Origin of the sequence: Nodosilinea sp. LEGE 06152 (assembly GCF_015207525.1) — a bacterium.
In the GTDB taxonomy this organism is placed as follows: domain Bacteria; phylum Cyanobacteriota; class Cyanobacteriia; order Phormidesmidales; family Phormidesmidaceae; genus Nodosilinea.
This window is the reverse complement of record NZ_JADEWR010000019.1, coordinates 34,136-58,045: the sequence shown is the minus strand read 5'-3', so window position 1 is coordinate 58,045 and position 23,910 is coordinate 34,136. Positions and strand designations below refer to the sequence as shown.

Sequence of the window (23,910 nt, the reverse complement as noted above, 5' to 3'; positions counted from 1 at the left end):
GCGGTGAAAATTAGATCGCTAGCTGGTCTAGGTTGGCTGCGATCGCCGTTGGATACTTGGTCTTGGACGAAGTGGTTGTGGAAGGGGTGGTCTTGCGGGCATTGGCGGCGATCGCCTCCTCGATCCGGTCATTCATGGCTTGCCAGGTCAAATCCCAAGAGGTTTGAGCCAGAAAGGCATCAACTCGGTCGAGCCAGTCGGCAGGGGTTCGACCCTGGTCGAGGGCGGCGGCGATCGCCTCCACAAACTCCGGCACTGTATCGGCAATGTGAACCAGGTTCTCGTCGCCGTAGGGTCGCACCACATCCCGAATCGAGGTAGACACCACGGGTTTGCCAGCCGCCAGGTACTCGGGCGTTTTAGTGGGGCTAATGAACCGGGTCGATTCGTTGCGGGCAAAGGGCAACAGAGCCGCATCCCAACCGGCTAAATAGCTGGGCAATTCTGGATAGGATTTACCCCCTAAATAGTGAATGTTGGGATGCTGGGGTAAGGATGCCGGATCGATCTTGACGACCGGACCAACCATGACCAAGTGCCAGTCAGGCCGAGCCTGGGCAATTCCATCCAGCAATTCCAGATCCATGCGCTCGTCGATCACCCCGTAAAATCCCAAACGGGGATGGGGAATATCGGCCTGATCGGTCGGTTCTGGCAGGGCGCGTCGAGCCTGGGCAAAGTGAGCCGCCTCAATGCTGCTGGGGAAAGCGTGAACGCTCGAATGCTGGTGCCGTTTTGCTTCGTAGAGGCTGTGTCCACCCGTAAATACGAGATCGGCCAGCTTAAATAGCTGGGCTTCCCAGACTTGCAGTTGGGGATCAGCCCCTTTAAAGGCGGAAAGCTCGTCCATGCAGTCGTACACTACAGCGGAGGACGGCAAATGACGGGTAAAGGGTACCGCCATCGGGGTGTAATACCAGAGAATAGGCGTTTGAATTTGAGCTTCTGCAAACAGGTTGTCTAATAAACACTGCAGCTGAGGAATAAACTGCTCACCGCTCAATGTCTCAGATAGGTGAGGAACAACAATCCACACACCACTCTCACGCCGGCTAATGTCGAGCCAGGAGACCTGCTCAGGAACAACTATCGGCTCCTCTACGATAAAAACGCGGCGTGCCTGAGCACAACGGCTAAGCAGATGTTGAGGCCGCTGGTATACAAAATCCCACCGCAGATGGGAGAAGCAAATTAAGTCTGGTACTCCAGCTACTGGAGGTTCTAATTTCGCACCTTCAGGCCACTTCAACCCAATGGATAGATCGTTTTGCTCTGCATAGGGTTGATCACCAATCGAATTCTTATCAGACATTTTCTTGTTAAAATAGCTCTCTGAAATATAATGGGTCGACATTTTTCACCTCCCGACTACAGGTTTAGCAGGCTAATGTTTCCAAAACTGTGTTTTTTTGGGGCTAAAACACACACGGAATCCTAGGTAAAACTCCATGCTTTTCAAGCCAACCATTAAAACGACAATCAATTTTGTGAAAAATTATTTACTTTCACCCGCCACTTCAGATGTCACCGAAAATCTTTGGTGAGTGCTAACCCCTTCAGACTAGGGGGTTTGTTTCCATTAGGCGCATCTCTTTCGGTAGAAGTTTAGGAAACCAAAAGTAATGTGTCTACGTTATTTAAGCTGCCATTTTTGGGAGGTAGTGGCCCCAACAGGTCAACGAAGGTTGCCCCCTGCAGGAAGTTTGGTGATTTATCTGCGCTGAAGCGATGCGCTGGATGATCAACGGTTACAGCAGTTGCTAGAGCGCGGTCTTTCGCAAAGTGACTCGTGGTTTTCGCTTCCAATGGGAGGCAGACTCGTTCGCTCAAGTGCGATCGCTCATCGAGACAGCAAAACCGTCAAAAAGCCTTGCCTTCAATACCTCTTGTCGTTCCCTACTTTGCCCCAGATCGATTGGCTACTGAACCAGGCAATTACTTCTAGAGTTAGAGGAAGAAGCAGCTACTTTTTATTACTCTGTTGGGTTAAGTCCAGAAACTTGTTGGCAGCCTTTACTACGTAAAGGGTGAACGTAAACATCCGCATGTTGTAGCAAATCCGAATCGTATACACCTAGCTCTCAAAAGGCCCAACCGTTAGGAGCGAATAGATAATTTCTTGAGTTACATAATCTCCAAACGATCCTTGAAAATGCCATTCAAAATGTGGGAAGTACCATGCCTGAGCAATCGATGATTTTAGTGACGGGAGGGGCCGGGTATATTGGCTGCCATGCCGCTCTGGCTTTGCAGCAGGCCGGGTATGACGTACTGGTATTGGATAACTTATCGAATGGGCACCAGGAGCTGGTGGAGCAGGAATTGCAGGTAAAAGTGGTGGTGGGCGATATTAGCGATCGCCCCTTCCTCGATCGCCTTTTTTCCAACTACCCCATCACCGCCGTCATGCACTTTGCTGCCTACATTGCCGTAGGGGAATCGGTCACCGATCCCGGCAAGTATTACCGCAACAATGTGGCCGGAACCCTAACGCTTTTAGAGGCCATGGTGGCGGCTTCGGTAAAGCAACTGGTATTTTCGTCTACCTGTGCGCTGTATGGCACGCCCAAGTTTGTGCCCATCACCGAAGACCATCCCCAAGCACCCATGAGCCCCTACGCCACCAGCAAACAAATGGTGGAGCAGATGCTGGCCGATTTTGACGCAGCCTATGGGCTAAAGTCGGTGCGCTTTCGCTACTTCAACGCGGCAGGAGCCGACCCAGAAGGACGATTGGGCGAAGACCACGCACCGGAGACTCATCTGATTCCCCTGGTGCTGCTGGCGGCGCTGGGCAAGTTGCAGAGCATCGCCATCTTCGGCACAGATTATCCAACGCCCGATGGCACCTGCGTCCGCGACTATATTCACGTTGCGGATCTGGCCCAGGCCCACGTTTTGGGGTTGCAATATCTGCAAAACGGTGGTGACAGCGATGTATTTAATCTAGGCAACGGCAGCGGTTTTTCTGTGCGTGAAGTGATTGAAGCGGCTCGTCGGGTGGCACAGCGAGAGATTCAGGTGGTGGAGCGCGATCGCCGCCCCGGTGACCCACCCATTCTGGTTGGCAGCAGCGACAAAGCTCGCAGCATTCTGAATTGGCAACCCCAGTATGCCGATCTCGACAAAATTCTCACCCATGCCTGGCAATGGCACCAGAAACGACACGGGAGCGATCGCCCTTAGGTGATTTTCAGAAAAGAAGATACCAGCTTTAATTCAGCAGCTATGGCCGTTGTAGGGTGGGCACTGCCCACCACCTGGGCTTGAACGACCATCCTCTGGTGGAATGGGCCTCCTCGTCCGCTTACCATCGAACGGTCAGCACTACGGAGTCTTCTTCTGCTCGCCAAAAATGGGCGATGCCGGGTAGCCAGAGGGCATAGTCTCCTTGGGATGCCAGCACGGTTTCACCATCGGGAAACTGTAGGCAAAAGCGACCGCTAATTAGAACGGAGAGGGTCGTAGTTTCAGCCGGATCTGTCCATTCGGGGCGGCAGTCGCCTGCCTTGTGAACACCCCATTTCACTTCCACGGCCGAGGTGGCGCGGGGGCTGATGGATGGGGTGATAAACGATCCCACAAACCATCCTCGCCGTTCTTCCCCATCGCTGTAGGCATTACCCGTGGTTACGTTTGTTAGCATCCCAATACCCTGTTTCAGGCCAATTTCTTAAATCCCTTGCGGTGTCCAGGTTGGACCATGACAGCGAGGGCCTTCTGCGGTCCAGAGCAGCCGATCGACACACATCCGTCGTGCCGTCATCGCTGGATCCCAGGCGTGGTACACCATGTATTCCGTAGCCTGGTCAGGGTGCAGGGCGATCGAGTTGTGGCCGGGGCCTAAAACGTAGCCGGGATGCGATCGCAGCACCCGTGGCCCTTGCTCATTCCCGGCGTCTGAATATGGCCCCAGAACGTGATTGGCAACGCCATAGTCAACGCCATAGCTCTCCGTTTCCCACCGGCCACCGCTGTAGAAGCAGTAGTAGCGATCGCCATGCTTGCGCACGCAGGGGCCTTCTAGGGTATGCCAATCGTAGGTGCCGCCATACATGGGACGATCGGCCAAAAACCGCTGCCAATCGTGCCTGGCCCGCAGTACGACTCTGGGTTCTCCGGTAAGGGTGGTCATGGTTGAAAGGCGATCGACCACCAGGGCCGTGCCCGCCCGCACCCCCGCTTCTGTATCTAAAAAATCTTGGGAATAGAAGAGATACCACTGCCCATCGTCATCCTGAAACGGGCTGGGATCAATGGCAAACGCACAGGCATCGGGATCGACTAACGGCTCGCCGAAATCCTGAAAAGGCCCGAGGGGGTCAATACTGGTGGCGACCCGCAGCTGATGGTTTTTATCTCCATGTCCAACGGAGTAATAAAGATAGAAGATGCCTTCGTGGTAAGCCACTTCCGGTGCCCAAAAGTTATCCCCCAAAGCGGGATCGGGGCGCACTAAGGCATTTCCGGCAGGCTGCCACTGGATCAAATCCTTAGATGTCAGTAGTGGAAAGACTCGCTGCTTGTGCAGCTCATCCACTTCTCCAGCCGCTTCCGCTGGCCCAGTACCGATCGCATAATAAATCCTCTGGTACTGCCAGACAAACGGATCGGCAAAATACTCTGGGTAAACCGGATTGGTATAGGTTTGCGGAGCCATGCTTGAACCGAGGCTAAGGTTAGCGACCATCGGAAGTAGCGCTCAGCCACCACCTCCTTCGGTCGCTAACCTCGCACCCCTCGCGACTAATATTCGAACTTTACGTAGGTTTCCGTAGCGTTGTCGGACAGCCGTTCTACGGTGTTACACCGGAGCAACTGCTGCTGCTCTGGCGATAGCCCATTGTAATAGTCTTGCTCCAGGGTTAAATCTACCTTGTGGGTGTGAAGCCAGTGCATGACGTACCCCATCACCACCATGGGGCGAGGTTCAGGCGTGCGGTTGGGGGTGCCCCGGTGCAGGGCCAGGGGCGATCGCACCATCACGTCTCCCGGCTGCATGTGAAACTGCTCCATTGCAATTTCGCCCGCCCGAACTTTGACTAGCCCTTCTTCACGAGACATCACGTGGGTACCCCGCGCCATCTCAAAGGGGCCGTTGTCTGCCGTGACCTCCACCAGGGGAAAGTTGACCGCCAGCGCGTAGAGCGGGGTCACAATCTGGTCAGAAAACAGGGGGCGAAAGTCGCGGTGAATATCCTGATATTCCGACCCCTGCATGGGAATATCGGCAGCCAGCTGCACCAGCCTGTATTCCTGGTAAAAGACGCGATCGAGGATGCCGAGAATGGTTGGGTTGGCAAAAACGTCAGGGTTGGCAAAGGGAGCAACCCAGGGCAGGGTAACGTAGCCACGTGCGGTGCCTCTGGGCGCAACGCCGCCCGGCTGTTGCTGCCGCTGGTGAAATAGGGCATCAAAGGCGGCTTTCCATTCGTCAATCAGGGCGCGATCGAATAATCCGCGAATGATGCAAATTCCGTCTCGATTTAAGTCTGCTGCAAGTTGGTCTAAATCGGTCGTGCTAAACGTTGTTCCTTGAATGCTCTGAACCATTTTGCAATCCGCTGAATGAGGGAGTTAGGGATGACATCGTGCTGCTAAAGGTCGACAAGCAGAGCAAAATGTAGCCCTCGATGTATTTCTATTCTCCCCATTGGTAGAGGCGGAATGCCTGTGATTCTGCTGATTCTTCAAAAATCTCAATTTATTCTGCGTCAACCCTATTACCAGCAATTCTGGCGGTAGGGATATGGCCTGCGATGCTCCTACCGCAACGCAGATTCTGGAGACGAAGATTGAGCGAAAGCGTCCAATTCAACGGCATCATGGCTACAAAAAAGGCGCACGTCGTTGGGTTGGTCGCACGACAACTGCCATAGCCGATCCTGATTCTGTAGCCGAGCGGTGCGATCGACTTCCATCATCCACTGGTAAGCGCGCATTCCCGGTGTGCAGCGCCGCTGCGATGGGTTCATTTCATCCCGATAAAAATAGGCGTCTCCAGCGTGCAATAGCCAGCCCTCAGCGGTTTGAATGGCAATTCCCGCATGGCCGTGGGTGTGCCCCGCTAGAGGAATGAGCAGAATTTCTGGAGGCAATCCGGCCAAGTCGCGAACCGCCTCAAAGCCAAACCAGGGCTCGCCTGCCGCTGTGTAGTATTGCCACTGCTTAACCTCATCCCACTGATTGGGGCGATAGCGCCGACTGGCGATAAAACCCCGGCGATCGCGGGCTGTTTCCATCTCGCTCTGCATCACGTGCACGGTCGCTTCAGGGAAATCCTCTAGGCCACCGGCATGGTCAAAATCGAGGTGGGTCAAGACTATATGACGCACATCGCTGGGAGAAAATCCGAGGCGCTGAATTTGCTCGACGGCGGTGTATTTGCGAGCGAACTGAATGTTGTTGAAATGAATGAAAAATGGGCTGAGTCGCGAGTAGGGAGCTTCAACATCCTGTAAGCCAAAGCCAGTATCAATGAGCACCAGTTCGCGATCGGTTTCTATCAGCAGACAGTGGCAGACGAGGTGGGCGGTGAGGCCGCGACTGAAGCCATCAAAGAGCGATCCGCCGAGGGGACACATGCAGCCACAGTTGAGGTGATGAATGCGCATAAGCTTTTCTCCTGGTTGGTTACAAGGTTGAGCGGTTAGTGGCTAAAGTGCTGGCAGAGTCAGCGTCAATCGGCTCGGAAGCTGTCGTCTTCGAGGGGCGATGGTTGCTCGTCGGATGGCTTGATTTCGGTTGCGGCTGGCCCCGTGAAGAAACCCAATTTAATTTGATCCTCCAGAGTATTGAGCAGCAGATGAGCTTCTTCGATGGCCTCTTTGATGGCTCCTTCTATGGTTCCTTCTGTGAATGAATGTAGAGTTTCTAAGGGGTTTTGGGGCGATTCACTACTCATAGGAAATTAGCTTTAATACACGGTCTGAGGTGGGATTGGGAGTTAGGCGACCAGAATGCGACCGTTGTGTCCAGTGTGGTTGTACTGTTCGAGGGTGGAGCGGGCGATCGCATCCCCTTTTCCTTTGGCAACCAGGGCAACGCAGGCCCCGCCAAATCCGGCCCCGGTGAGGCGGGCACCAAAGACATCGGGGGTGTTTTGAAGAATATCTACTAGGGCATCGAGGGCGGGGACGGAAACTTCATAGTCATCCCGCAGGCTGGCGTGGGAGTCGTTCATCAGTTCCCCAAAGGCTTCGGCAGTAATGCCTTCCAGGGCTTTCAAAACCCGGTTGTTTTCAGTGATCACATGCCGAGCCCGCTGGCGCAGCGGGTCAGGTAACTGCTCGGCCTGCTGGGGATCGGTGATGTCGCGTAAGGCTTTAACACCCAGCTGCTTAGCTGCTGCTTCGCACTCGGCGCGGCGCTGGTTGTAGCCGCTGGTGGCGAGCGATCGCGCCACGCCACTGTCGATCACCACAATTTCGGCACCAGTAGGGAAGGGCAAAACCTGGCGATCGAGGGTGCGGGTATCGAGAAACAGCATGTGATCGGTGTCGGCTAGGCTAGAGGCCATCTGGTCAAGAATGCCGCAGCTCACCCCCGCATACTGAATCTCCGCCTGCTGGCCGAATTGGGCAATTTGCACATCGTCTAAGGGGAGGTGGAGGAGCGATCGCAACCCCCTCAAGGTGGCCACTTCCAGCGCGGCGCTGCTGGATAGCCCGGAACCGATGGGTACGGACGACGTGACGAAGATATTCAAGGGTGGAATGCTATGCCCAGCCGTTTCCAAAACGCGAATGCAGCCAGCAACGTAGCTGGCAAAGCCTTCGGGATTGGCCCCAGCGGGGTCGAGATCAACCTGCTCCTCTAATTCGGCGGAATAGAAATGGTGGCGACCATCGGGGCTGAAGCCGATGGCAACGGTGGTGTGTTGGGGAATGGCGGTGGGCAGCACAAAGCCATCGTTGTAGTCGGTGTGTTCACCCAGCAAATTCACTCGTCCGGGGGCACGGGCTTCAACTTCGGGGGCGGTATTGAAAATTTGCCTGTAGTCCATGATTAGCGCTCCAGGGGAATTGCTCGGAGTCGTCCGGCAATCTCCTGGTGGGGAAACTGAGGGTCAAAACTCAGATTCTCCAACTGATTGTCGGGGTGCAAAACAAAAGTATCCTCAATCTTTGCCCCTGGAATGCTGGGGTTCCAGGCCAGGGCCGTGGGAGCAGTCAGGCGATCGCCCGTCTCGGCGGTGGCGATCACCTCCCGTGCCCCATAGCCAGCGGTTCCCCCCTGGTGGTGTTCGCGAATTGCGTTGGGGTAGCCGTGCTGTTCGTAGGCGGTTGCCAACGCCTGAAAGATGGCATTCAGCGGCGTATCTACCTGGCAGCGATCCAGGGCAACGGCTTCAATCTCAGCAATGGTGCGATGGCGTTGCCGGTCTGATTCAGACAATTTCTCAAAGAAAACAAAGCGAGTCAGGCTCACAATCAGCCCGTGACCCCGCGCACAAAACACCAGCATCGCCTGTCGCCCCAGGGTTTCACCGCTGGGCAGGGGATGGCGATAGAGGGGTAGGCGGCGATCGCCCGCTGCCAGAGTCAGCGCCGGATGTAGCCCTCTAGCCCACATCGCTTCTGCCCCTGCCCCCGCCAGTTGATCTTCCGTCCAAGTGGGTTGGGCTCGGGTCAATACCTCGGTCATCGCTTCGCTGGCCAACCGTCCCACTTCGCGATAGCGATCCAGCTCGCTGGGCAACATGACCCATCGATGCTGAACGAGGGATGCAGGCAGGGCCGCTTCAGTAGAGCCTCCCGATGGCCTATCGCTCAATACCTGACCGCCCTGGGTCACTTCCTCTACAAAAGCTTGGCGCTCAGAACCCTGTGCCCACGGATTGACCTGAAGCTTGTAGGGCGAACCCTCCGGCAGTTCTTCATCCTTGAGCCGCTGGGCTTCAATTTCATCGGTTAGCACCCAGGCATCGGTGGGCGTCACCAGCACTTCAGCGACCCCTGTTTCAGCGGCCAGCAGCACGGTATTCGAGCCCCCAGCCGTTGCCCAGGCAAACCAGTCGGTTCCCCGCAGGCGAATTCCGGCAGCGTTCGTCTCCTGGAGCGTGTGCCGCAGAACGGCTAATTTTTCAGAAATTTCTTCTGAGCGATTCATGGCAAAAATTGCTCTGCTTAGTGGTCAATAGTGATTCATTGCTTAGGCGACTTCTGAAAAATAGTTTCCCTAATGGTGGGCAGTGCCCACTCTACGGCGGCTACAGTTGCTGAGTTGAAGTTAGTGTCTTCTTTCGGGAAAATCTCCTTATACAAAATCCGACATGGGAAACCCCGAATTCAAAACAGGCACCCCGTAGGGGCGTAGCGTGCTATGCCCCTACCAACTGGGCGTAGGCAGGTAGGATTCAGTATTAAACATGCGCAATTTGCTCAAGCTCAACGTTAACCGCCTGTAATTCCTTGGCTTTTTCTTCCGGCAGCGCGTCATTGGCAAACATTCCCGCCGCCAGCTCTGTGCCGGCTAAATACTTGAGCCTATCCGACGTGCGATAGGGCGGATAAAACTGGGCGTGCAGGTGCCATTCTGGGTGCGCTGCCCCATTCACCGGGGCCTGAAACCAGGCCATCAGGTAGGGAAACGGCCGCTGCCACAGGCCGTCATATTTCAGGGTCACCGTCTTGAGCGCTCTGGCTAGGCTCGTCCGCTGGTCGGGAGACAAATCCTGAAATGTGGCAACAGGTTGAATCGGGGCAATCCACACTTCATAGGGATAGCGAGCGCACACGGGAACAAAGGCGATCGCCCAGTCATCCCGATACAAAATCCGCTGATTGTCCTCAATCTCCGCCTGGATCAAATCCTGCAACAGCCCTCGCTGGTGCTGCTGATAGTACTCCCGCTGGCACTCCCCCATCCGCGCCGGAACCGGCGGCACAAAGGGATAAGCATAAATTTGGCCGTGGGGATGGTGTAGCGTCACCCCCACCTCGACCCCTTTGTTCTCAAAGGGCAGCACGTATTGAATTTGGGAGTGCTGACTGATGGCCTGGGTGCGATCGCCCCACACCTGAAACAGCAATTCAATATGATCCAGCGGCAGCGAACTCAGCGCCGCCTCCGGATTTTGGGTAAACACCACTACCTCGCAAGCACCATTGGCGGGCACCGTATCCACAATTTCACGCGGAGAATCCGCCGCTGATGGAATCAGCGACGGAAACCGATTTTCAAACACCGCAATGTCGTAGTTGCCCTGGGGCAGCTCCGTGGGAAACTGCGGGTCTTTGGTGGGGGCCAGCGGATTGTATTCTGGGGGCGGCATAAAGGTCCGCCCCTGGCGATGGCTGGCGTAGGCCACCCACTCCCCCCGCAGCGGATGCCAGCGGAGGTGAGGGTTGGCCTGGACCGGATCGCTGCTCGGACTAGGTGCGGTTATTCCCGCCGCAATGGGGAACCGGCTGTACAGGGTGAGGTTGCGCCCATCTGGCTTCAAGAGAATCTGAGAATGCATGTTCTATGTTGGCCTGCGCTATTTTTGCAGACTCCTGCAGCATAGACGGGGCATCCTCTCCCATTCCCCTACCCAAAGTGGCAGATGCGATCGCCCCAATGGGGAATTTGGGCGTGCGATCGATATATAACAGCCCGTTTGCCTCCTGAAAGGTATCCGTCAGCTGGGTATAGCAGAAACCGCTAAAAATCTCTACCTGATTCACCGTTTTCAGCAGCGCCGCATACTGTCGCTGAAACTCCAGCGCGTTGTCGGAGCGTGCATATCCCCAGGTATGGTTCTGCTCGTCGGGTTTGGTGCAGGCAATGCCGCCAAACTCTGTCAGCATGATCGGTTGCCCCTGGTGGGGGTAGCCGTCTAGAGTCAGAACCCGCCCGCCAGGGCGCTGGCGATCGAACAGATCGGCCAGCTTCACTTCAGGCCCATAGCGTTTAGCCAAACTATGGGATTGGGTGTCATAGTCGTGGATCGCCAAAATGTCGGTGGCCGTGCTTTCCCAGCCGTCATTTCCGATCACCGGACGAGTGGGGTCGAGGGTTTTGGTCAGGTGATACAGCGCCTGGACACAGTGACGGTGGGCCGGAGTGGCGGTCAAGTCAGGTACGCCCCACGACTCGTTAAAGGGCACCCAGACCACAATGCAGGGATGGCTGGCATCGCGCTCAATCACCTCGGTCCACTCTTTGGTCAGCCGTTCGACCGCCTTGGGGCTAAAGCGGTAGGCGCTGGGCATTTCTTCCCACACCAGCAGCCCCAGCACGTCGGCCCAGTAAAGGAAGCGAGGGTCTTCAATTTTCTGGTGCTTACGCACGCCGTTGAAGCCCATTTGCTTCACCAGTTCCACATCGCGGCGCAGGGCGTCATCGGAGGGGGCGGTCATCAGGGTGTCTTCCCAGTAGCCCTGGTCGAGCACCAGCCGCAGGTAGTAGGGATGCCCGTTGAGCATGAAGCGATCGCGCTGCACATTCACCGTCCGCATAGCGGTATAGGAAGTCACCTCATCCACCAGCTGCCCCTGGCACCAGAGCTGAATCTGGGCGTCGATCAGCGTCGGCTTCTCAGGGCTCCACAGCAGTTCGTTGCGGTAGTCGTCAATGCCGGGGTCAGAGAGAGCAATGCGGCGGTGAATTTCGCCGTTCAGCACCTCGTACATATCGTTGACCAGGAGCTGGTGGCCCACCGTCAGCCGCACCTTCAGGTGCATTTCCTTCTGCAGGTCGCCGGAGACAAACCCTTCAAAGCCAATCTCCCAGCGCTCAAAATGGGGGGTCCACTTGATGCGGTCAATATAGGTGGTAGGAACTTTTTCCAACCACACCGTTTGCCAAATACCGCTGGTCCGGGGATACCAGATGCTGTGGGGTTCTAGCTGCCAGTCCTGCTTACCCCGTGGTTTTGCCAGGTCGTGGGGGTCGTCCTCTGCCCAGAGAGTTACCGTCTGCTTACCATCGGGGCGCAGTACGGAAGTAATATCCATTGAAAAGGGGGTGTGCCCGCCCTCATGGTCAACCATGAACTGGCCGTTGACCCACACCCGCGCCCGGTAATCAACGGCTCCAAAGTGGAGCAGGACGCGGTTACCCTCTGCCGAGGCCTCAAACTCTCGCTCGTACCAGCAGTTTGGGTGAAACCCCTGGTCATGAATACCACTTCGGATAGATTCGGGAGCGAAGGGAACTTCGATATTCTGGTCCCACGCTGTAACATCACTGGGACGTGCGTAGCGCCCGTCGTCGTTGTAGGTAAACTTCCAAGTGCCATCCAGGGAAGTCCACTGAGAACGCTGTAGCTGAGGACGGGGGTAGGCTGAGCTTACCTGCGACTGAAGGTGGGGCGTTAAGTCGCAGGGATATTCATCTTCGAGGCATTTACCGAAGGACTTCATGGGGCTGTCTAACCAAACTTATTCTGTTAAGGATGCCCTCTTAGGGCTTCTTAACTAACTCTATTATCGCAGGTATTTAACGCTACGACCTGAAGTTTGATTCCTGATCCCACCCCCAAGAAACCCTACGCAGGCCGTCTTGCCGCAGGCCCAACAAGGCCAGCCCAAAACTGATAGCAAGCCTTTCCTTGAGTGATAGTAGTAGTGGGGTTACTGCCTCGACAGGTCTCTAACTAAGCTCGAAACCACCGCGCAGAGCTTGGTTTACCCTTTGGCAAAGCAGTCTAACGCATCCACCTGYCCTTCCTACAGTAGACACTGATCTTGTTGAGAAAGCCGTCAACGCTGTACGGATTCTCAACAGGATGAGTCCAATCGAGAACGTTTTCTGCTCCTTGGGCACGCTYAGTTGGGCAGGGAGTTGCCAGAGCCCGGCATAACCATCGTTTAAACAATAGAACAGACTGCTTTTAGCTGGTGGTTTTACGCACCAGCTTTACATTTCTCCTTTTATGTTCCTTAGAACGGAATGTCGTCATAGCTAGGAGCAGGTTCGGCCGCGCCGCTGGGGGCTTTGGCTTTCGCCGGTCGAGAGGCGGCGGGGCTGGGGGTAGCGGCAGGGGCTGCGGCCGCAGCGGGGGGAGCCATGGGCATGGTACCCAGGTCTCCTACGCTGTAGATGCGCTGTACGGTCATTTCTACCTGCTTTTCTTTGTAGCCCTCGGGGCGCTCGACCACATTCATAGCCAGACGCCCCTCTAGCAGCACCCGTTGGCCCGCCTGATACTGGGCCTGAATGTCTTGGGCTAAGTTCCCCCAGCCCACTACCTTCATTTGAGAAGACGGATCGCCTTCTTTAAGGCCCGGAAACTGCACCATAAACTCGGCCACGGGGGTTTGATTGTCAGAGGTATAGCGCAGCTGGGGCGACTGCACGATCTCGGCCATTAGCAGGCAATTGTTCATAGCAACACGGTCTCCTTGATAATCCCCTGCTCTTTCTCGATGAAGTTTTGCACATACTGCTGGTACTTAGCCAGGGTGGTGTCAAGCCACTCGCGGCTCTGGCTGTTGCCGTAGATGTGCACCAGCGGCTCGCCAGCATCGGGCAGCACCAGTACCCAGTCGTCAGGGTTGTCACCTAAAATTTTAACGCCATCGATGAGCTCCAGCCGCTCGGGGGAGTTCTCCTCGACCAGGTAACGCATTAGGGCACCCTTGACGGTCCAGGGGCAGCGCAGGGTTTGCATGCGGTAGGCCATACGGGGCAGCTCTGACCAGATTTGCTCCAGCGATCGCTCCTGTATGGTCAGCAGCTCAATCAGCTTGGCAATGCAGAACATGGCATCGAAGCCAGGGTGCAGCTCGGGGAAGATAAAGCCCATTTCGCCGCTGCCGCCGAGCACCACATTGGGGTTGGTTTGGCAGGCTTCCATTAGCGCGGTGGGGTTGGCTTTGGTGCGAATGACGTGACCGTCGTGGCGGCGGGCGATGTGCTCGATCGCCCCGGAGGTGTGCACGGGCACCACAATCGTGCCGCGCGGGTGGGTGGTCAGCATCATGTGCGACATCAGGGCGGTGAGCACCTCGCCGCGAATGGTGGTGCCGACCTCATCGACTAAGATCAGCTGCTCGCCGTTGGCCGAGACCTGCGCCCCAAAGGTGGCCCGCAGCGCCTGCACCACCTGACCCAGCTGCCCCAACATGATTTCACGCTCGTCGTTGGAGAGGGCCATCTGCCGCAGGCTAGCGTTGAGCACGACCGCATCGCAGTCGAACTTGCCCAGAATCTGCGGCAGCACGGCTCCGGAGACTGCATAGAGGTAGTCGATGACAATCTTGGCCTGGCTGTTAGTGACGGCCTCGATGTTGAGGTGCTTCTCAAAGGCGGTGATGTAGGTGGAGACGACTCCGGTGGGGTAGGTGACGGTGCCAATTTCGTGAATGGGCGATCGCCTGAGGTCTTCTTTAAAGTAGGCCCCCTCGATTTTCTTCTCTTTGCCCTTAGGAATGTCGATGCCGTGCTCGTCGAAGAACTCGATCAGCACGTAGTCGGGGCGGGCGGGGTGCAGGCGCACGTGAATGCCTCCGGCTACTCCCATCTGAGCCAGCACGCTGCGGGCCACCGGAATTGCCGTCGCCTCCAGGTTTTGGACATTGATACCCACCGACATGAGGCCGGCAATCAGCGATCGCGACACCATCCGCGAAATGCTGCGCTGGTCGCGCGAAACCGTAACGTGGGAGCCGGGCTTGAGGGTAGACCCGTAGGCTGCCCCCAGTTTGACGGCGAACTCGGGGGTAATGTCGATGTTGGCTAGCCCGGCCACCCCTCGCTGGCCAAATAGGTTGCGCTGGGCGGTGTTGCCCCAGATAAGGTTAATGTTCAACGTTGCACCTGACTCGATTTGCTTACTCGGCCAGACCCTTACGCCGGGGCTAATTTGCGCCTCTTCGCCCACCGTGGACAGGGGGCCAATCACCGCTCCCTCCAGCACGTGAGAGCGGCGATCGACCCGCGCTCCTCGGGCGATGGAGCAGGCCCGCAGGTGCGCCTCATCGCCCACAATGGCACCGTTCCAAACGATCGGTCGCTTGAGGTCGGCATCGCAGCCGATCGTGACATTGTCGCCAATCACGGTGCCCGGTTCGAGCACCGTACGAGCGCCAATGCGGCAGTTGTTGCCAATTATCACCGGCGGATTGATCTTAACCGTTGGATCTATCTGGGTATTCTCACCGATCCAAACGTCAGGAGATGTTTCCCGGTATGCATAATCGACCACAACTTTGCGGTGCAAGGCATCGTACTGCGCTTCGCGGTAGGCTTCCAGGTGGCCCACATCGCACCAGTAGCCGTCGGCAACGTAGCCAAACATGGGTTCGCCCTTCTCCAGCAGCAGCGGAAACAGATCCTTGGAGAAGTCGGACTCTTCGTTGACGGGCAAATAGTCGAGAACTTCGGGTTCGAGAATGTAGGTGCCGGTGTTGACCGTATCTGAAAAAATTTCGCTGGTGGAGGGCTTTTCTAAAAACCGCTGAATGCGCCCCTCGTTGTCGATAATAACCACCCCAAACTCGATCGGGTTGGGCACTCGGGTCAGTACCAGGGTGGCCTTAGAGCCATTTTGCTTGTGAAACGCGATCGCCGCCTTGAGGTCAAAGTCGGTCACGCTGTCGCCGCTAATGACTAAAAATGTGTCGTCTAGCAGGTCAGAAATATTTTTAACGCAGCCCGCCGTGCCCAGGGGTTGGTCTTCTTCGACGGCGTAGGTCATTTGCACGCCAAAGTCGCGCCCGTCGCTAAAGTAGTTGCGCATCACGTCGGGCAGGTAGTGGAGGGTCGCAATGATTTCGGTAATGCCGTTGCGCTTGAGCAGGTTAACAATGTGTTCAGCAATGGGGCGGTTGAGAATTGGCACCATTGGCTTGGGCAAGTCACAGGTCAGTGGCCGTAGACGAGTCCCTGAACCACCAGCCATAAGCACTGCACGCATATTGTCTCCTTCCTGCTTGAAAACATCTTCCTGATGGGAACCCCGCTCGATGGCGAGGCGTCAGCTCATCAATATTGAGTGGAATTGAACAGATCGCTCTGCCTCCGGATATATCGTCTTTGGATATATCTATTACTTTACCCCGGCATTGACCTGCTCGAGGATAGATTAGAGTAAATGTACCAAATCTATCTCTTCCGCAGGTGGGATATGTTTTGCGCCGCTGTATGCCTGAGTTTTCTCCAGCTTTAGAGGTCAACGCTAGGAAAATAGAGGCCTTGGCGGGCAACCAACCGAGAGCAAGGTTGGTATTGTAGAAGCATAGGCGACCCGGGTAGAAAGGAGCAGTGACTATGAGTACATTGATCGCGCTTTTGCTGGCTGGCATCTACGGCGGCGGGGCCTTTAAGTTTTGGACGGGGTTTAATCGCACCCACTTTACCGAGGGCAAGGTGAAGTTCACCCTGCTATGGCCGCTGTTTTTGGCCCTCAACAAGTCGTACCGCGAAAACTTTAGCCGAGCCCTAAAGGGATGAAAGGCGCAGGGACCAAAGACGATGGGAGGGGCCGCCTGCCCGCCGACCCCTCCCCCTGGGGAGCGCAGCTACAGGTTGTGGCCCGACGCTACGACCACGAATTTAGCGGCAAAGCCTTTGACCTGCCCCCCGAGGTCGAAGAAATGCCGGTGTTTCAGGACTGGATTGCGGGTACGCTGACGCCCCGCATCTCGACGCCCTTTTGGGAATCGGCCAAGCCCCGCAGGCGCGATCGCTGTCTCGACATTGGCTGCGGCATCAGCTTTTTGATCTATCCCTGGCGCGACTGGGAGGCCCTCTTTCACGGTCATGAGATTAGCCCTGTGGCCTGTCAGGCCCTAACCTCGCGAGGCCCACAGCTTAACTCCAAGCTGTTTAAAGGGGTCACCCAGGGCCCTGCCCACCGGCTAGAGTATGAGCCGCACTCGTTTGATATGGCGATCGCTACAGGCGTGAGCTGCTATTACCCCGCCGACTACTGGGCCACGGTGCTACAGCAGGTCAAAAAAATTCTCAAGCCCGGCGGTCTGTTTCTCTTTGATGCCCTCAACCCCGAGGCCGAGCTAGCGGAACCCTGGGCCATTCTCGAAACCTATCTGGGGGCCGAAGTGTATCTGGAGGCCCTCGATCGCTGGCCTGCCCTGGTGAAGACCGAAGGGGCACGGGTAGTCTCTAGCCGCGATTATGAGTTGTTTCGCCTGTTTAAGGTGAAGTGGGATGGGTAGATGGGTGGATGGGTAGGCGGGTGGATGGGTGGATGGGTGGATGGGCAGGCGGGTAGGCGGGTAGGTGGCGTTCTTGGATGAATAGTTAGAATTTTTGCTTCCCGCGACTCGTGGCTTTGGGGCTTCACATTTTTAAGCTTTGCGCTACTATTGGCGGCGATGTGGGGTTGGGAGTGGAGTTATGAAGTCGTCCATGCTGCTGTGCTTGGGGGTATTGCTGCTGGCCCTGGGTGGCTGCGATCGCAGCGCCAATACCAATGCGCCAGCGGAGGCTACCCTACCCAGCGAGGGGAGTGAGGATACCGCAGGTTCTAACGATGCACTGGGCGAGACCGTGGAAGACGGCGGCTTTCGTTCGACCCCGATCAACCCCGCCCGCACCGCTCAGCTGGTGACCCAGGGAGAGGGGTCGCAGGTCAATCTGCGATCGCAGCCCACCACTCAGTCCAGTGCCCAGGGCTACGGTCTCGGCGGTGATCAAATTACCCTGCTGCGTCTGGCCGAGGGTGAGGGCGGCTTTAGCTGGTACTACGTCAAGTTTGCTCAGTCTGAGGCGGAGGGCTGGGTGCGCGGCGACTTCATCGATACAACTGGGCAGGTGGCCAGCGCGGCTCCGGCCCCTGGCTCTGGGGTTGGCACCGGCTCCGAAATTAGCACTGGCCCCTGCGGCGACGGCAGCCGTCCCGAAGCCTTTTTTGAAACCAAATCGTTTGCGATTCACCTGTGCCAGACTCCCCAGGGTCTGAGCTACATCGGCATTGACAAAACCAACAACGAAACCCTGGCCACCGCCGACGTGCGCCAGGACCAGGGCACCTATATTGCCATCAACGGCAACTATCAGTACCACGTCAGCGATGACAATCTAGCTGTTTACCAGGTCACCAGCGGCAGCTACAGTCAGCTTGAGAATGAGGACGTGATTCGCCACGAGCGGTTTATGTATTGAGATGGGGAGACGGGGCGGCTAGGGGATGAATGAATGCAAAATTCAAAGTTGGGAATGCAAAATTTTGCACTTTGCACTTTGAATTTTGAACTTTGCACTCCCCCTTCCTCCCCTCCCCATCTATCGACCTAACCGGGCGGAATCTCATCCCGTGCGGGTGCTCGCTCCGGCAGATTCATATCCACTGGCTCCACCGCCTCGGGGTTTTCAATCGTGTAAGGATTTTCAGTCGCGTCGGGGGAACCCATTGGAGCCGCGCCGGGGGTGCCGACGGGGGTGACGCTGGGGCTGCCTACCGGGGCCACGGGCTGGGCCATCTCAGCATGTACAGTTTCGGTCATGCGGCGAATGAGTTCGCTGGCCCGGCCATCGTTGGTGGGGCGCTGCACCAGCAGTGCCAGGGTGTAGCGCTTGCCGTTGGGGACATCGACAAGGGCAACGTCGCCGAGCAGGCCGCCGATATCACCCGTTTTGTGGGCCGTTAGCGACTTGTCGCCAATTCCGGAGGGAATCAGGCTAATATTTTCGGTGCGCTGCATAATGCTGAGCAGGCGATCGCGCGATCGGGGTGTCAGCAGTCCGCCCTGATCGATCAGGGCCATGATCAGCGCCATGTCTTTGGCGCTAGTCGTATTGGTGCCGTCTAGGTCGGGCAGGGGATTGCGCAGCACCGTGTGCTCTAGCCCCCAGCCCGCAAAGGTCTGGTTGAGGGCCTCGATTCCCCCCAGGGCGGCAATCATCATGTTGGTAGCGGTGTTGTCGCTGGCCACAATCATACGGGTTGCCACGTCTAGAGCGGTGTATTCGTTGCCCACCGCCTCGCCGCGCAGGGTGCCCGAGCCGCCAGCCATGTACTCCTCCTGCAGCATAAGAGACTGGTTGAGGGCCATAGTGCCCGCGTCGACCTGCTGCAAAAAGGCAACCAGAATCGGCACTTTAATAGTGCTAGCCGCCGCCACTGGCTCAGCCCCGCCCAGGTCGACATACTGGCCCGAGTCGAGATCGACAGCAAAGGCAACGGGGGTAAGGCCAGGCGTAAGGGTGGCCAATTTCTCTAGCTCGCCCTTGAGATGGGCAATCTCGCTGGTGAGTCTGAGGTCAGCCACGGTGGTTGCCGCCCCGCCCTGCACTAGCGACCCAGCGGGTCGGGTCGCCTCGCGCGGGGCGGGGGTAGCACTGCCCGGAGATGCCACATTGCTGGGGCTGAGCACCGACAGCAGGGTGCCTGCGATCGCCGCCACCCCAACGCCCAAAATAATTAGTCGAATCAGGTAGAGCAGGGGCAAGGGTGGGTTGGCCAGCCGCCGTCGGGCCGTGGCTGCCCGCGATCGCCGACTGGGGGCCGCACCCTCGGGTGGAGCGCCCGACTCAGGAGCAAGGCTAGGATCTGGCACCAGCGTGCGGGCCGCCTGGGCCGCTGCCGTTGCCGGACCCAGCGGGCCGGTCTTCGACCAGCGCCGGGACTGAGGTCGCAAAGGCGTAACTTTGGAAGGTAATACGCCCGGAGGTAGGATAGCTTGGCCTGGGGGAACGGCTATGCCGCCGGAGTTAAGCGTGCTGGGATGAATGCTGTGGGGGTGCATTTGCAGCGGTGCGGCACCGGGCTGGGGCGATCGGGGTGGGGCCGGTGGTCGCTGGCGGCCAAACCCCTCTGGTCTAGTCGGTGGCTGAGGGGGCGAGACGGGGCCACGGTTGAAGGTGGGCAGCGAGGCGTTGCGGGCTGAGGGTCGGGGCACTGGCACTGGCACTGGTTCAGGTTCGATGGAAGCACCGCCAAAGTCAGGGGTGAGCTGCTGGTGCTGTCGCCACTGGTTGCGCCGCCGCGCCTCTGGGTTCGGACGCTGCAGGCGATCGCTGCCCCAAGCACTATCCGCCTCGCCCGGCAGGTGCAGCCCGCCGCGCCCGCCCCCAGGATCGGGGACCGACTCACCCCAGGGAGAATTGGTTTCGGGACGCCCGGAGGGGGCCGAAAATGGATTGCGATCGTCGTACTGTGCCATCTGACTCACTTCTGACTCACTCACGCCCTGTGTGCCTTCACCCGTCTGCCGCTGCTGTTCTATATCCTTGGCTTAGCTTTGGCCGGGGGCATTGTCTACGGCCCAGCTAACCTGCCGCAGAATGCCCCTAAGCATAGCCAATTCTTTACTATCTGGCCCAGCTCGATGCAGCAATCGCCGCAGTTTTGCCATCCGGCTGGCGGCGGTATGGGGGTAAAGATAACCGATTTTCAGCAAAACGATTTCTAAATCTCGATAAAACCCCTCTAACTGATCGAGGGAGGCCGAATGGCCCGCCACGGCGGCTGTTTCTACTGCGGGAAAGGCGGCCTCTAGCGCACCAGCCAGGGCATAGCGATGCAGCAGGTAGCTGCACACCGCCACCGCCTGGGCCAAATTGAGAGACGGATAGCGATCGCTGGCCGGAATCCGCACCCAGCGCTGGGCGTAGATCAGCTCATCGTTGCTCAGGCCGCGATCTTCGGGGCCAAAAATTAGGGCGGCGGCAAAGCGCTTTTCTGGCTCGGGGGGCAGCAGCCAGGGCAGCGCCACCTCGGGCAGCTCCAGCGGCTGGTCTTGGCGGTGCAGACGGCCGGTCGTGGCGATCGCCCGCTCACATCCCACCAGCGCCTCGGGCAGGGTAGCCACAACGGTTGCCGCCGCCAGCACATCGTCTCCGTGCACCGCCATACGTCGCGCCGCCTCATCCCCAGGCTCACACTGCGGATTTACCAGCACCAGGTGCCGCAGGCCCATGTTTTTCATCACCCGAGCTGCCGCACCCACGTTCAACGGCCCCGCTGGCTCAACCAGGACAATGCGGATGTGATCGAGCTGCCAGCTCAAAGCGCCTCATCCTCAAACCGATACCCTACCCCGGTCACAGTCTTGACGTAGGTGGGCTGCGATGAGTCGGGTTCAATTTTCTTGCGCAGGCGGGCGATGTGGGTATCGACCACGCGCTCGTCGCCAAAAAAGTCTTCGCCCCAGAGCTTTTCGATCAAGTGCTGGCGGCTCCACACGCGGCCGGGGTAGCTCATGAAGGTGGCCAGCAGATCGAACTCCAGGGGCGTTAGGTCGAGCTGTTCTGCATCGGCGGGGCCGCTCTGGCGGTGGGCGATCCGCTGGTCGAGGTCGAGGCTAAAGTGGGCAGTGCGGTAGGTCTGGGTGGGGGCCTCCTGGCTGTGGCGCAGGCTGCGGCGCAGTAGGGCGCGCACGCGGGCCACCAGCTCGCGGGGGCTAAAGGGTTTGACCAGGTAGTCGTCGGCCCCGGTAGACAGACCAATGATGCGATCGATTTCTTCGCCCCGCGCCGTCAGCATGAGAATATAGGGATCTTTGGCCCCTGGCCCCTGCCGAATCCGGGTGCAAACCTCTAGCCCGTCGAGCTTGGGCAGCATCACATCTAGAACAATGAGGTCGGGCTGGAGGGTCTGCTGGTAGCGCAGCGCCGTCTCGCCGTCTTCACAGACTTCGCAGGTAAAACCTTCTTTTTCTAAATAGAGCCGAATGAGCCGGGCAATTTCGGCTTCGTCTTCCACAATTAGAATCAGCACAGCGACCTGCTCACCCCCGCGTCACCCCAAGATATCTTGTTTCAGAATATCAACCTTGCACTAGCATACTCACTAAGCGGGCTTCAGCCAGGCCTTCAACAGGACAGGGCAGGATACGGGCGGAAAAACCATTGGGTCAATCCCGCTAACTGAGGCCGCCGAAAACGCTGACCCGGTCACTGCGCTAGGCCGTTTGCACGTTGAAGCATCACGTGGAGCATCACACGTTTGGGGCAATATCCATCGGTACCCTATGACCTCACTATCGTCGCCTACCACTACGTCGTCGCCTACTACTGTGGGCTTTGAGCCGCTTCAGCAGGCCTTTGCCAACTATCTGAAGGAGACCAATCTCTACCCTGGGCTCACCCGTCTGGGTTGCTCAGAGCGGGGTGGGCGACTGTTGCTGCTGGCCGAGCACGCAGCCCCCGAGGTCAACGAACCCAACGATTTGCTCAAGGAGCTAGAGTCGGCCTTTCGCGATCTGGTGCCTGCGGTGGGGCTGCCCGATGTCGCCTGGGCAATTGGGGGCGTGCTCTCGGTACGCATCTATTTGAAGCTGAAGGCGGCGGCCCAGCCCTACGCCATCCATACCTTCACCTGGCAACCGGAGGATGCGGTGAAAGTCGTCTTTCCGGCGGAGGCCGTTGCCGAGGGGCTCGCCCCTGAGGGGGTTCAGCCACCAGAGCAACTGTTGGATCAGCCGGGGCCTCCGGTAGTGGTCACAGAAGCGGGTGAGGCGATGCCCGTGCCTGCTAATCCAGCTGATTGGGATATTCATGACGCCGCTGCCCCCCAGGCAACAGCTGCCGACACCAGCGGCGATGGCGCTGATGGCGCTACGGCTGGGGTGGCTGGGCTGGGCTTTAGCGATGCGGCCCTGGCTCTGCCCGATACCGCCGTGCAGCCCCCCAAGGAGCCGGGATGGGTGCACCGGGGGCAGCGGTGGGCCGGGCTGGGGATGCGATCGCTGCGCGACTACTGGAGCTATGGCCTGGCGGCGCTGATTTTGGTGGGCAGTGGGGCCTTTGCCTACGCCCTGTCGCGGCCCTGCGTGGTGGGCAGCTGCGATCGCATCGAACAGGCGACCGAGTTCTACGACTTGGCCCAGGCCACTCTGGTCGGTAGCCCCAATGGCGACGATCTAGTCGCCGCCCAGACAGACCTGCAAACCGCGATCGATTTACTAGAGCCGGTACCCACCTGGTCCTCCCACTATGAGGCCGTTCAGGCCGACCTGCGGCGCTACCAGGGCAGTATTGCCTCGCTCAACGCCATTATTCAGGGGCAGGCGATCGCCACCGAGGCCGCCAACCTGAGCCAAAACCCGCCCCACCCGGTCGAGCGCTGGGTCAAGGTACACCTGCTTTGGCAGCAGGCGATCGACTGGTTGGCCAGCGTGCCTGTCGACAGCCCTGCCTACGACTACAGCCAGCAAAAGCTGTACGAATATCGGGCTAACTACAGCGCCATTGGTCGCCGCATTGTGGCCGAAGAAGAGGCCGAGGCCAACTTTAGCACCGCCATTCAAACGGGCGATTTGGCCCGCCAGCGCATGGAAACCGCCAACTCCCTGGCGGGCTGGCAGCTGGCCACCAAAGAGTGGCAGGCCGCCATCAAGGGCCTATCGCTGATTCCCCAGGGCACCATGATCTACAGCGAAGCCCAGGCCCAGCTCAACGATTACCAGCAGCAGCTGAACCGGGTGACCAACCGGGCCACCCTCGAGGAGGCCGGAGCCAGAAACTATCACCAGGCGGTTCAAGCCGCTCGGGCTGCCGCCGCCTACGAGGCCAAGGGGCAATGGACCCTGGCGCTGCAGCAGTGGCGACAGGCCGTGGGCAGCGCCCAGCAAATTCCCGCTGACACTATTCTGGCGGAGGAAGGTGCGGTGCTGCTTGAGACCTACCAGCCCGCCCTGGCCAACGCCCAAACCCGTCTGCGCAATGCCGTCGCCCTACAGTCGCTAACGACCACGCTGGCCCAGCTGTGCGACTATTCTGCCACCCCCTGCACCGTGCGCGAMGACCCCAGCCAGATTCGAGTGATTCTCTCCAGCCAGTACGCTGAGCCCCTGCGCCAGGCCATTACCCCCCCCGCCGCCGACGGCACCTTTGCCTTCACCAACCAGCTCAGTTCCAGTGCTCAACAGCTAATCGAGCAAATTATTACCACCAGCCACCAGGTCGAGCGCCAGGTGGCGATCTACGACGCCCACGGTGGTTTTGTAGCCCGCTATCGACCTGACCTGGGCGGTTTCATTAGAAACTAGGTGAAGAATCTGGCCGAGAGCCGGA

20 protein-coding genes are annotated in these 23,910 nt (G+C 58.0%); 5 read left to right on the top strand and 15 right to left on the bottom strand.

Translation table 11 applies throughout. From position 1 onward, the window contains the following. Nucleotides 1–10 precede the first annotated feature (10 nt). Nucleotides 11–1,036 (bottom strand): glycosyltransferase, encoded by a 1,026-nt coding sequence (locus tag IQ265_RS30710; RefSeq protein WP_347405003.1) that lies wholly within the window; start codon nucleotides 1,034–1,036, stop codon nucleotides 11–13. 1,142 nt (nucleotides 1,037–2,178) lie between these two features. Here IQ265_RS30710 and galE point away from each other — a divergent pair. Next, entirely contained in the window at nucleotides 2,179–3,186 is a 1,008-nt protein-coding gene (galE, locus tag IQ265_RS22245) for a UDP-glucose 4-epimerase GalE (RefSeq protein WP_194057666.1), read from the top strand. 121 nt (nucleotides 3,187–3,307) lie between these two features. Here the strand turns inward: galE and IQ265_RS22240 are convergent, their stop codons facing one another. From IQ265_RS22240 to IQ265_RS22190, 11 genes are all read right to left on the bottom strand, one after another. Then, the gene (locus IQ265_RS22240; RefSeq protein WP_194057664.1) at nucleotides 3,308–3,646 is read right to left on the bottom strand and encodes a signal peptidase I; all 339 of its coding nucleotides are present in this window, start codon (nucleotides 3,644–3,646) and stop codon (nucleotides 3,308–3,310) included. A gap of 27 nt (nucleotides 3,647–3,673) precedes the next feature. Then, a complete protein-coding gene (locus IQ265_RS22235; RefSeq protein WP_228038305.1) occupies nucleotides 3,674–4,660 on the bottom strand; it encodes a glycoside hydrolase family 43 protein in 987 nt (328 codons plus the stop codon). 86 nt (nucleotides 4,661–4,746) lie between these two features. Continuing rightward, on the bottom strand, nucleotides 4,747–5,553 hold the full coding sequence (locus IQ265_RS22230) for a phytanoyl-CoA dioxygenase family protein (RefSeq protein ID WP_194057660.1): 807 nt from the start codon (nucleotides 5,551–5,553) through the stop codon (nucleotides 4,747–4,749). A gap of 212 nt (nucleotides 5,554–5,765) precedes the next feature. Then, the gene (locus IQ265_RS22225; protein WP_194057658.1) at nucleotides 5,766–6,614 is read right to left on the bottom strand and encodes an MBL fold metallo-hydrolase; all 849 of its coding nucleotides are present in this window, start codon (nucleotides 6,612–6,614) and stop codon (nucleotides 5,766–5,768) included. Between the two features lie 65 nt (nucleotides 6,615–6,679). Next, nucleotides 6,680–6,904 carry a hypothetical protein gene (locus IQ265_RS22220; RefSeq protein WP_194057656.1) on the bottom strand — a complete coding sequence of 75 codons (225 nt, stop codon included), beginning with the start codon at nucleotides 6,902–6,904 and terminating at the stop codon, nucleotides 6,680–6,682. A 42-nt stretch (nucleotides 6,905–6,946) separates the two neighbouring features. Then, nucleotides 6,947–8,005: a galactokinase gene (gene galK, locus IQ265_RS22215; protein ID WP_194057654.1), complete on the bottom strand. Its 1,059-nt coding sequence runs from the start codon at nucleotides 8,003–8,005 to the stop codon at nucleotides 6,947–6,949. A gap of 2 nt (nucleotides 8,006–8,007) precedes the next feature. Then, nucleotides 8,008–9,111, bottom strand: coding sequence for a M24 family metallopeptidase (locus IQ265_RS22210; protein ID WP_194057652.1), 1,104 nt, complete (start codon nucleotides 9,109–9,111; stop codon nucleotides 8,008–8,010). 253 nt (nucleotides 9,112–9,364) lie between these two features. Then, nucleotides 9,365–10,465, bottom strand: coding sequence for a galactose-1-phosphate uridylyltransferase (gene galT / locus IQ265_RS22205; RefSeq protein ID WP_194057650.1), 1,101 nt, complete (start codon nucleotides 10,463–10,465; stop codon nucleotides 9,365–9,367). Next, nucleotides 10,377–12,350: a glycoside hydrolase family 2 TIM barrel-domain containing protein gene (locus tag IQ265_RS22200; RefSeq protein ID WP_194057648.1), complete on the bottom strand. Its 1,974-nt coding sequence runs from the start codon at nucleotides 12,348–12,350 to the stop codon at nucleotides 10,377–10,379. Before IQ265_RS22200 ends, galT begins: the two co-directional genes overlap by 89 nt. Before the next feature lie 519 nt (nucleotides 12,351–12,869). Then, nucleotides 12,870–13,316 carry a single-stranded DNA-binding protein gene (locus IQ265_RS22195; protein ID WP_194057646.1) on the bottom strand — a complete coding sequence of 149 codons (447 nt, stop codon included), beginning with the start codon at nucleotides 13,314–13,316 and terminating at the stop codon, nucleotides 12,870–12,872. After that, nucleotides 13,313–15,847, bottom strand: a complete 2,535-nt coding sequence (locus IQ265_RS22190; protein WP_194057644.1) for a mannose-1-phosphate guanyltransferase — start codon at nucleotides 15,845–15,847, stop codon at nucleotides 13,313–13,315. Before IQ265_RS22190 ends, IQ265_RS22195 begins: the two co-directional genes overlap by 4 nt. 353 nt (nucleotides 15,848–16,200) lie before the next feature. Here IQ265_RS22190 and IQ265_RS22185 point away from each other — a divergent pair, with 353 nt between their 5' ends. The 3 genes from IQ265_RS22185 to IQ265_RS22175 all read left to right on the top strand — a co-directional run bounded on the left by IQ265_RS22185 (nucleotide 16,201) and on the right by IQ265_RS22175 (nucleotide 18,057). Next, complete coding sequence (locus IQ265_RS22185; protein ID WP_194057642.1) at nucleotides 16,201–16,383, top strand: hypothetical protein; 183 nt, start codon at nucleotides 16,201–16,203, stop codon at nucleotides 16,381–16,383. Beyond that, the gene (locus IQ265_RS22180; RefSeq protein WP_194057640.1) at nucleotides 16,380–17,108 is read left to right on the top strand and encodes a class I SAM-dependent methyltransferase; all 729 of its coding nucleotides are present in this window, start codon (nucleotides 16,380–16,382) and stop codon (nucleotides 17,106–17,108) included. The genes IQ265_RS22185 and IQ265_RS22180 overlap by 4 nt, the downstream gene beginning before the upstream one ends. Nucleotides 17,109–17,289: 181 nt before the next feature. Further along, nucleotides 17,290–18,057 (top strand): SH3 domain-containing protein, encoded by a 768-nt coding sequence (locus tag IQ265_RS22175; protein WP_194057638.1) that lies wholly within the window; start codon nucleotides 17,290–17,292, stop codon nucleotides 18,055–18,057. Between the two features lie 128 nt (nucleotides 18,058–18,185). On the opposite strand, the gene IQ265_RS22170 is transcribed toward IQ265_RS22175, so the two are convergent. The 3 genes from IQ265_RS22170 to IQ265_RS22160 all read right to left on the bottom strand — a co-directional run bounded on the left by IQ265_RS22170 (nucleotide 18,186) and on the right by IQ265_RS22160 (nucleotide 21,613). Continuing rightward, nucleotides 18,186–20,057 carry a serine hydrolase gene (locus tag IQ265_RS22170; RefSeq protein WP_194057636.1) on the bottom strand — a complete coding sequence of 624 codons (1,872 nt, stop codon included), beginning with the start codon at nucleotides 20,055–20,057 and terminating at the stop codon, nucleotides 18,186–18,188. Nucleotides 20,058–20,129: 72 nt separating this feature from the next. Further along, on the bottom strand, nucleotides 20,130–20,903 hold the full coding sequence (locus IQ265_RS22165) for an RNA methyltransferase (RefSeq protein ID WP_194057634.1): 774 nt from the start codon (nucleotides 20,901–20,903) through the stop codon (nucleotides 20,130–20,132). Continuing rightward, on the bottom strand, nucleotides 20,900–21,613 hold the full coding sequence (locus IQ265_RS22160) for a response regulator transcription factor (RefSeq protein WP_194057632.1): 714 nt from the start codon (nucleotides 21,611–21,613) through the stop codon (nucleotides 20,900–20,902). Before IQ265_RS22160 ends, IQ265_RS22165 begins: the two co-directional genes overlap by 4 nt. A gap of 253 nt (nucleotides 21,614–21,866) precedes the next feature. Between IQ265_RS22160 and IQ265_RS22155 the strand changes: the two genes are divergently transcribed. Beyond that, nucleotides 21,867–23,885, top strand: coding sequence for a hypothetical protein (locus IQ265_RS22155; RefSeq protein ID WP_194057629.1), 2,019 nt, complete (start codon nucleotides 21,867–21,869; stop codon nucleotides 23,883–23,885). Nucleotides 23,886–23,910: the final 25 nt, after the last annotated feature.

Excerpts from the sequence above, each read along its gene's own strand:
- IQ265_RS22190 (WP_194057644.1), bottom strand. The coding sequence starts at position 15,847 with ATGCGTGCAGTGCTTATGGCTGGTGGTTCAGGGACTCGTCTACGGCCA.
- galE (WP_194057666.1), top strand. The coding sequence starts at position 2,179 with ATGCCTGAGCAATCGATGATTTTAGTGACGGGAGGGGCCGGGTATATT.
- galT (WP_194057650.1), bottom strand. The coding sequence starts at position 10,465 with ATGCATTCTCAGATTCTCTTGAAGCCAGATGGGCGCAACCTCACCCTG.
- IQ265_RS22230 (WP_194057660.1), bottom strand. The coding sequence starts at position 5,553 with ATGGTTCAGAGCATTCAAGGAACAACGTTTAGCACGACCGATTTAGAC.
- IQ265_RS22170 (WP_194057636.1), bottom strand. The coding sequence starts at position 20,057 with ATGGCACAGTACGACGATCGCAATCCATTTTCGGCCCCCTCCGGGCGT.
- IQ265_RS22195 (WP_194057646.1), bottom strand. The coding sequence starts at position 13,316 with ATGAACAATTGCCTGCTAATGGCCGAGATCGTGCAGTCGCCCCAGCTG.
- IQ265_RS22180 (WP_194057640.1), top strand. The coding sequence starts at position 16,380 with ATGAAAGGCGCAGGGACCAAAGACGATGGGAGGGGCCGCCTGCCCGCC.
- IQ265_RS22220 (WP_194057656.1), bottom strand. The coding sequence starts at position 6,904 with ATGAGTAGTGAATCGCCCCAAAACCCCTTAGAAACTCTACATTCATTC.
- IQ265_RS22210 (WP_194057652.1), bottom strand. The coding sequence starts at position 9,111 with ATGAATCGCTCAGAAGAAATTTCTGAAAAATTAGCCGTTCTGCGGCAC.
- IQ265_RS22240 (WP_194057664.1), bottom strand. The coding sequence starts at position 3,646 with ATGCTAACAAACGTAACCACGGGTAATGCCTACAGCGATGGGGAAGAA.
- IQ265_RS22185 (WP_194057642.1), top strand. The coding sequence starts at position 16,201 with ATGAGTACATTGATCGCGCTTTTGCTGGCTGGCATCTACGGCGGCGGG.
- IQ265_RS22200 (WP_194057648.1), bottom strand. The coding sequence starts at position 12,350 with ATGAAGTCCTTCGGTAAATGCCTCGAAGATGAATATCCCTGCGACTTA.
- IQ265_RS22235 (WP_228038305.1), bottom strand. The coding sequence starts at position 4,660 with ATGGCTCCGCAAACCTATACCAATCCGGTTTACCCAGAGTATTTTGCC.
- IQ265_RS22175 (WP_194057638.1), top strand. The coding sequence starts at position 17,290 with ATGAAGTCGTCCATGCTGCTGTGCTTGGGGGTATTGCTGCTGGCCCTG.
- IQ265_RS22225 (WP_194057658.1), bottom strand. The coding sequence starts at position 6,614 with ATGCGCATTCATCACCTCAACTGTGGCTGCATGTGTCCCCTCGGCGGA.
- galK (WP_194057654.1), bottom strand. The coding sequence starts at position 8,005 with ATGGACTACAGGCAAATTTTCAATACCGCCCCCGAAGTTGAAGCCCGT.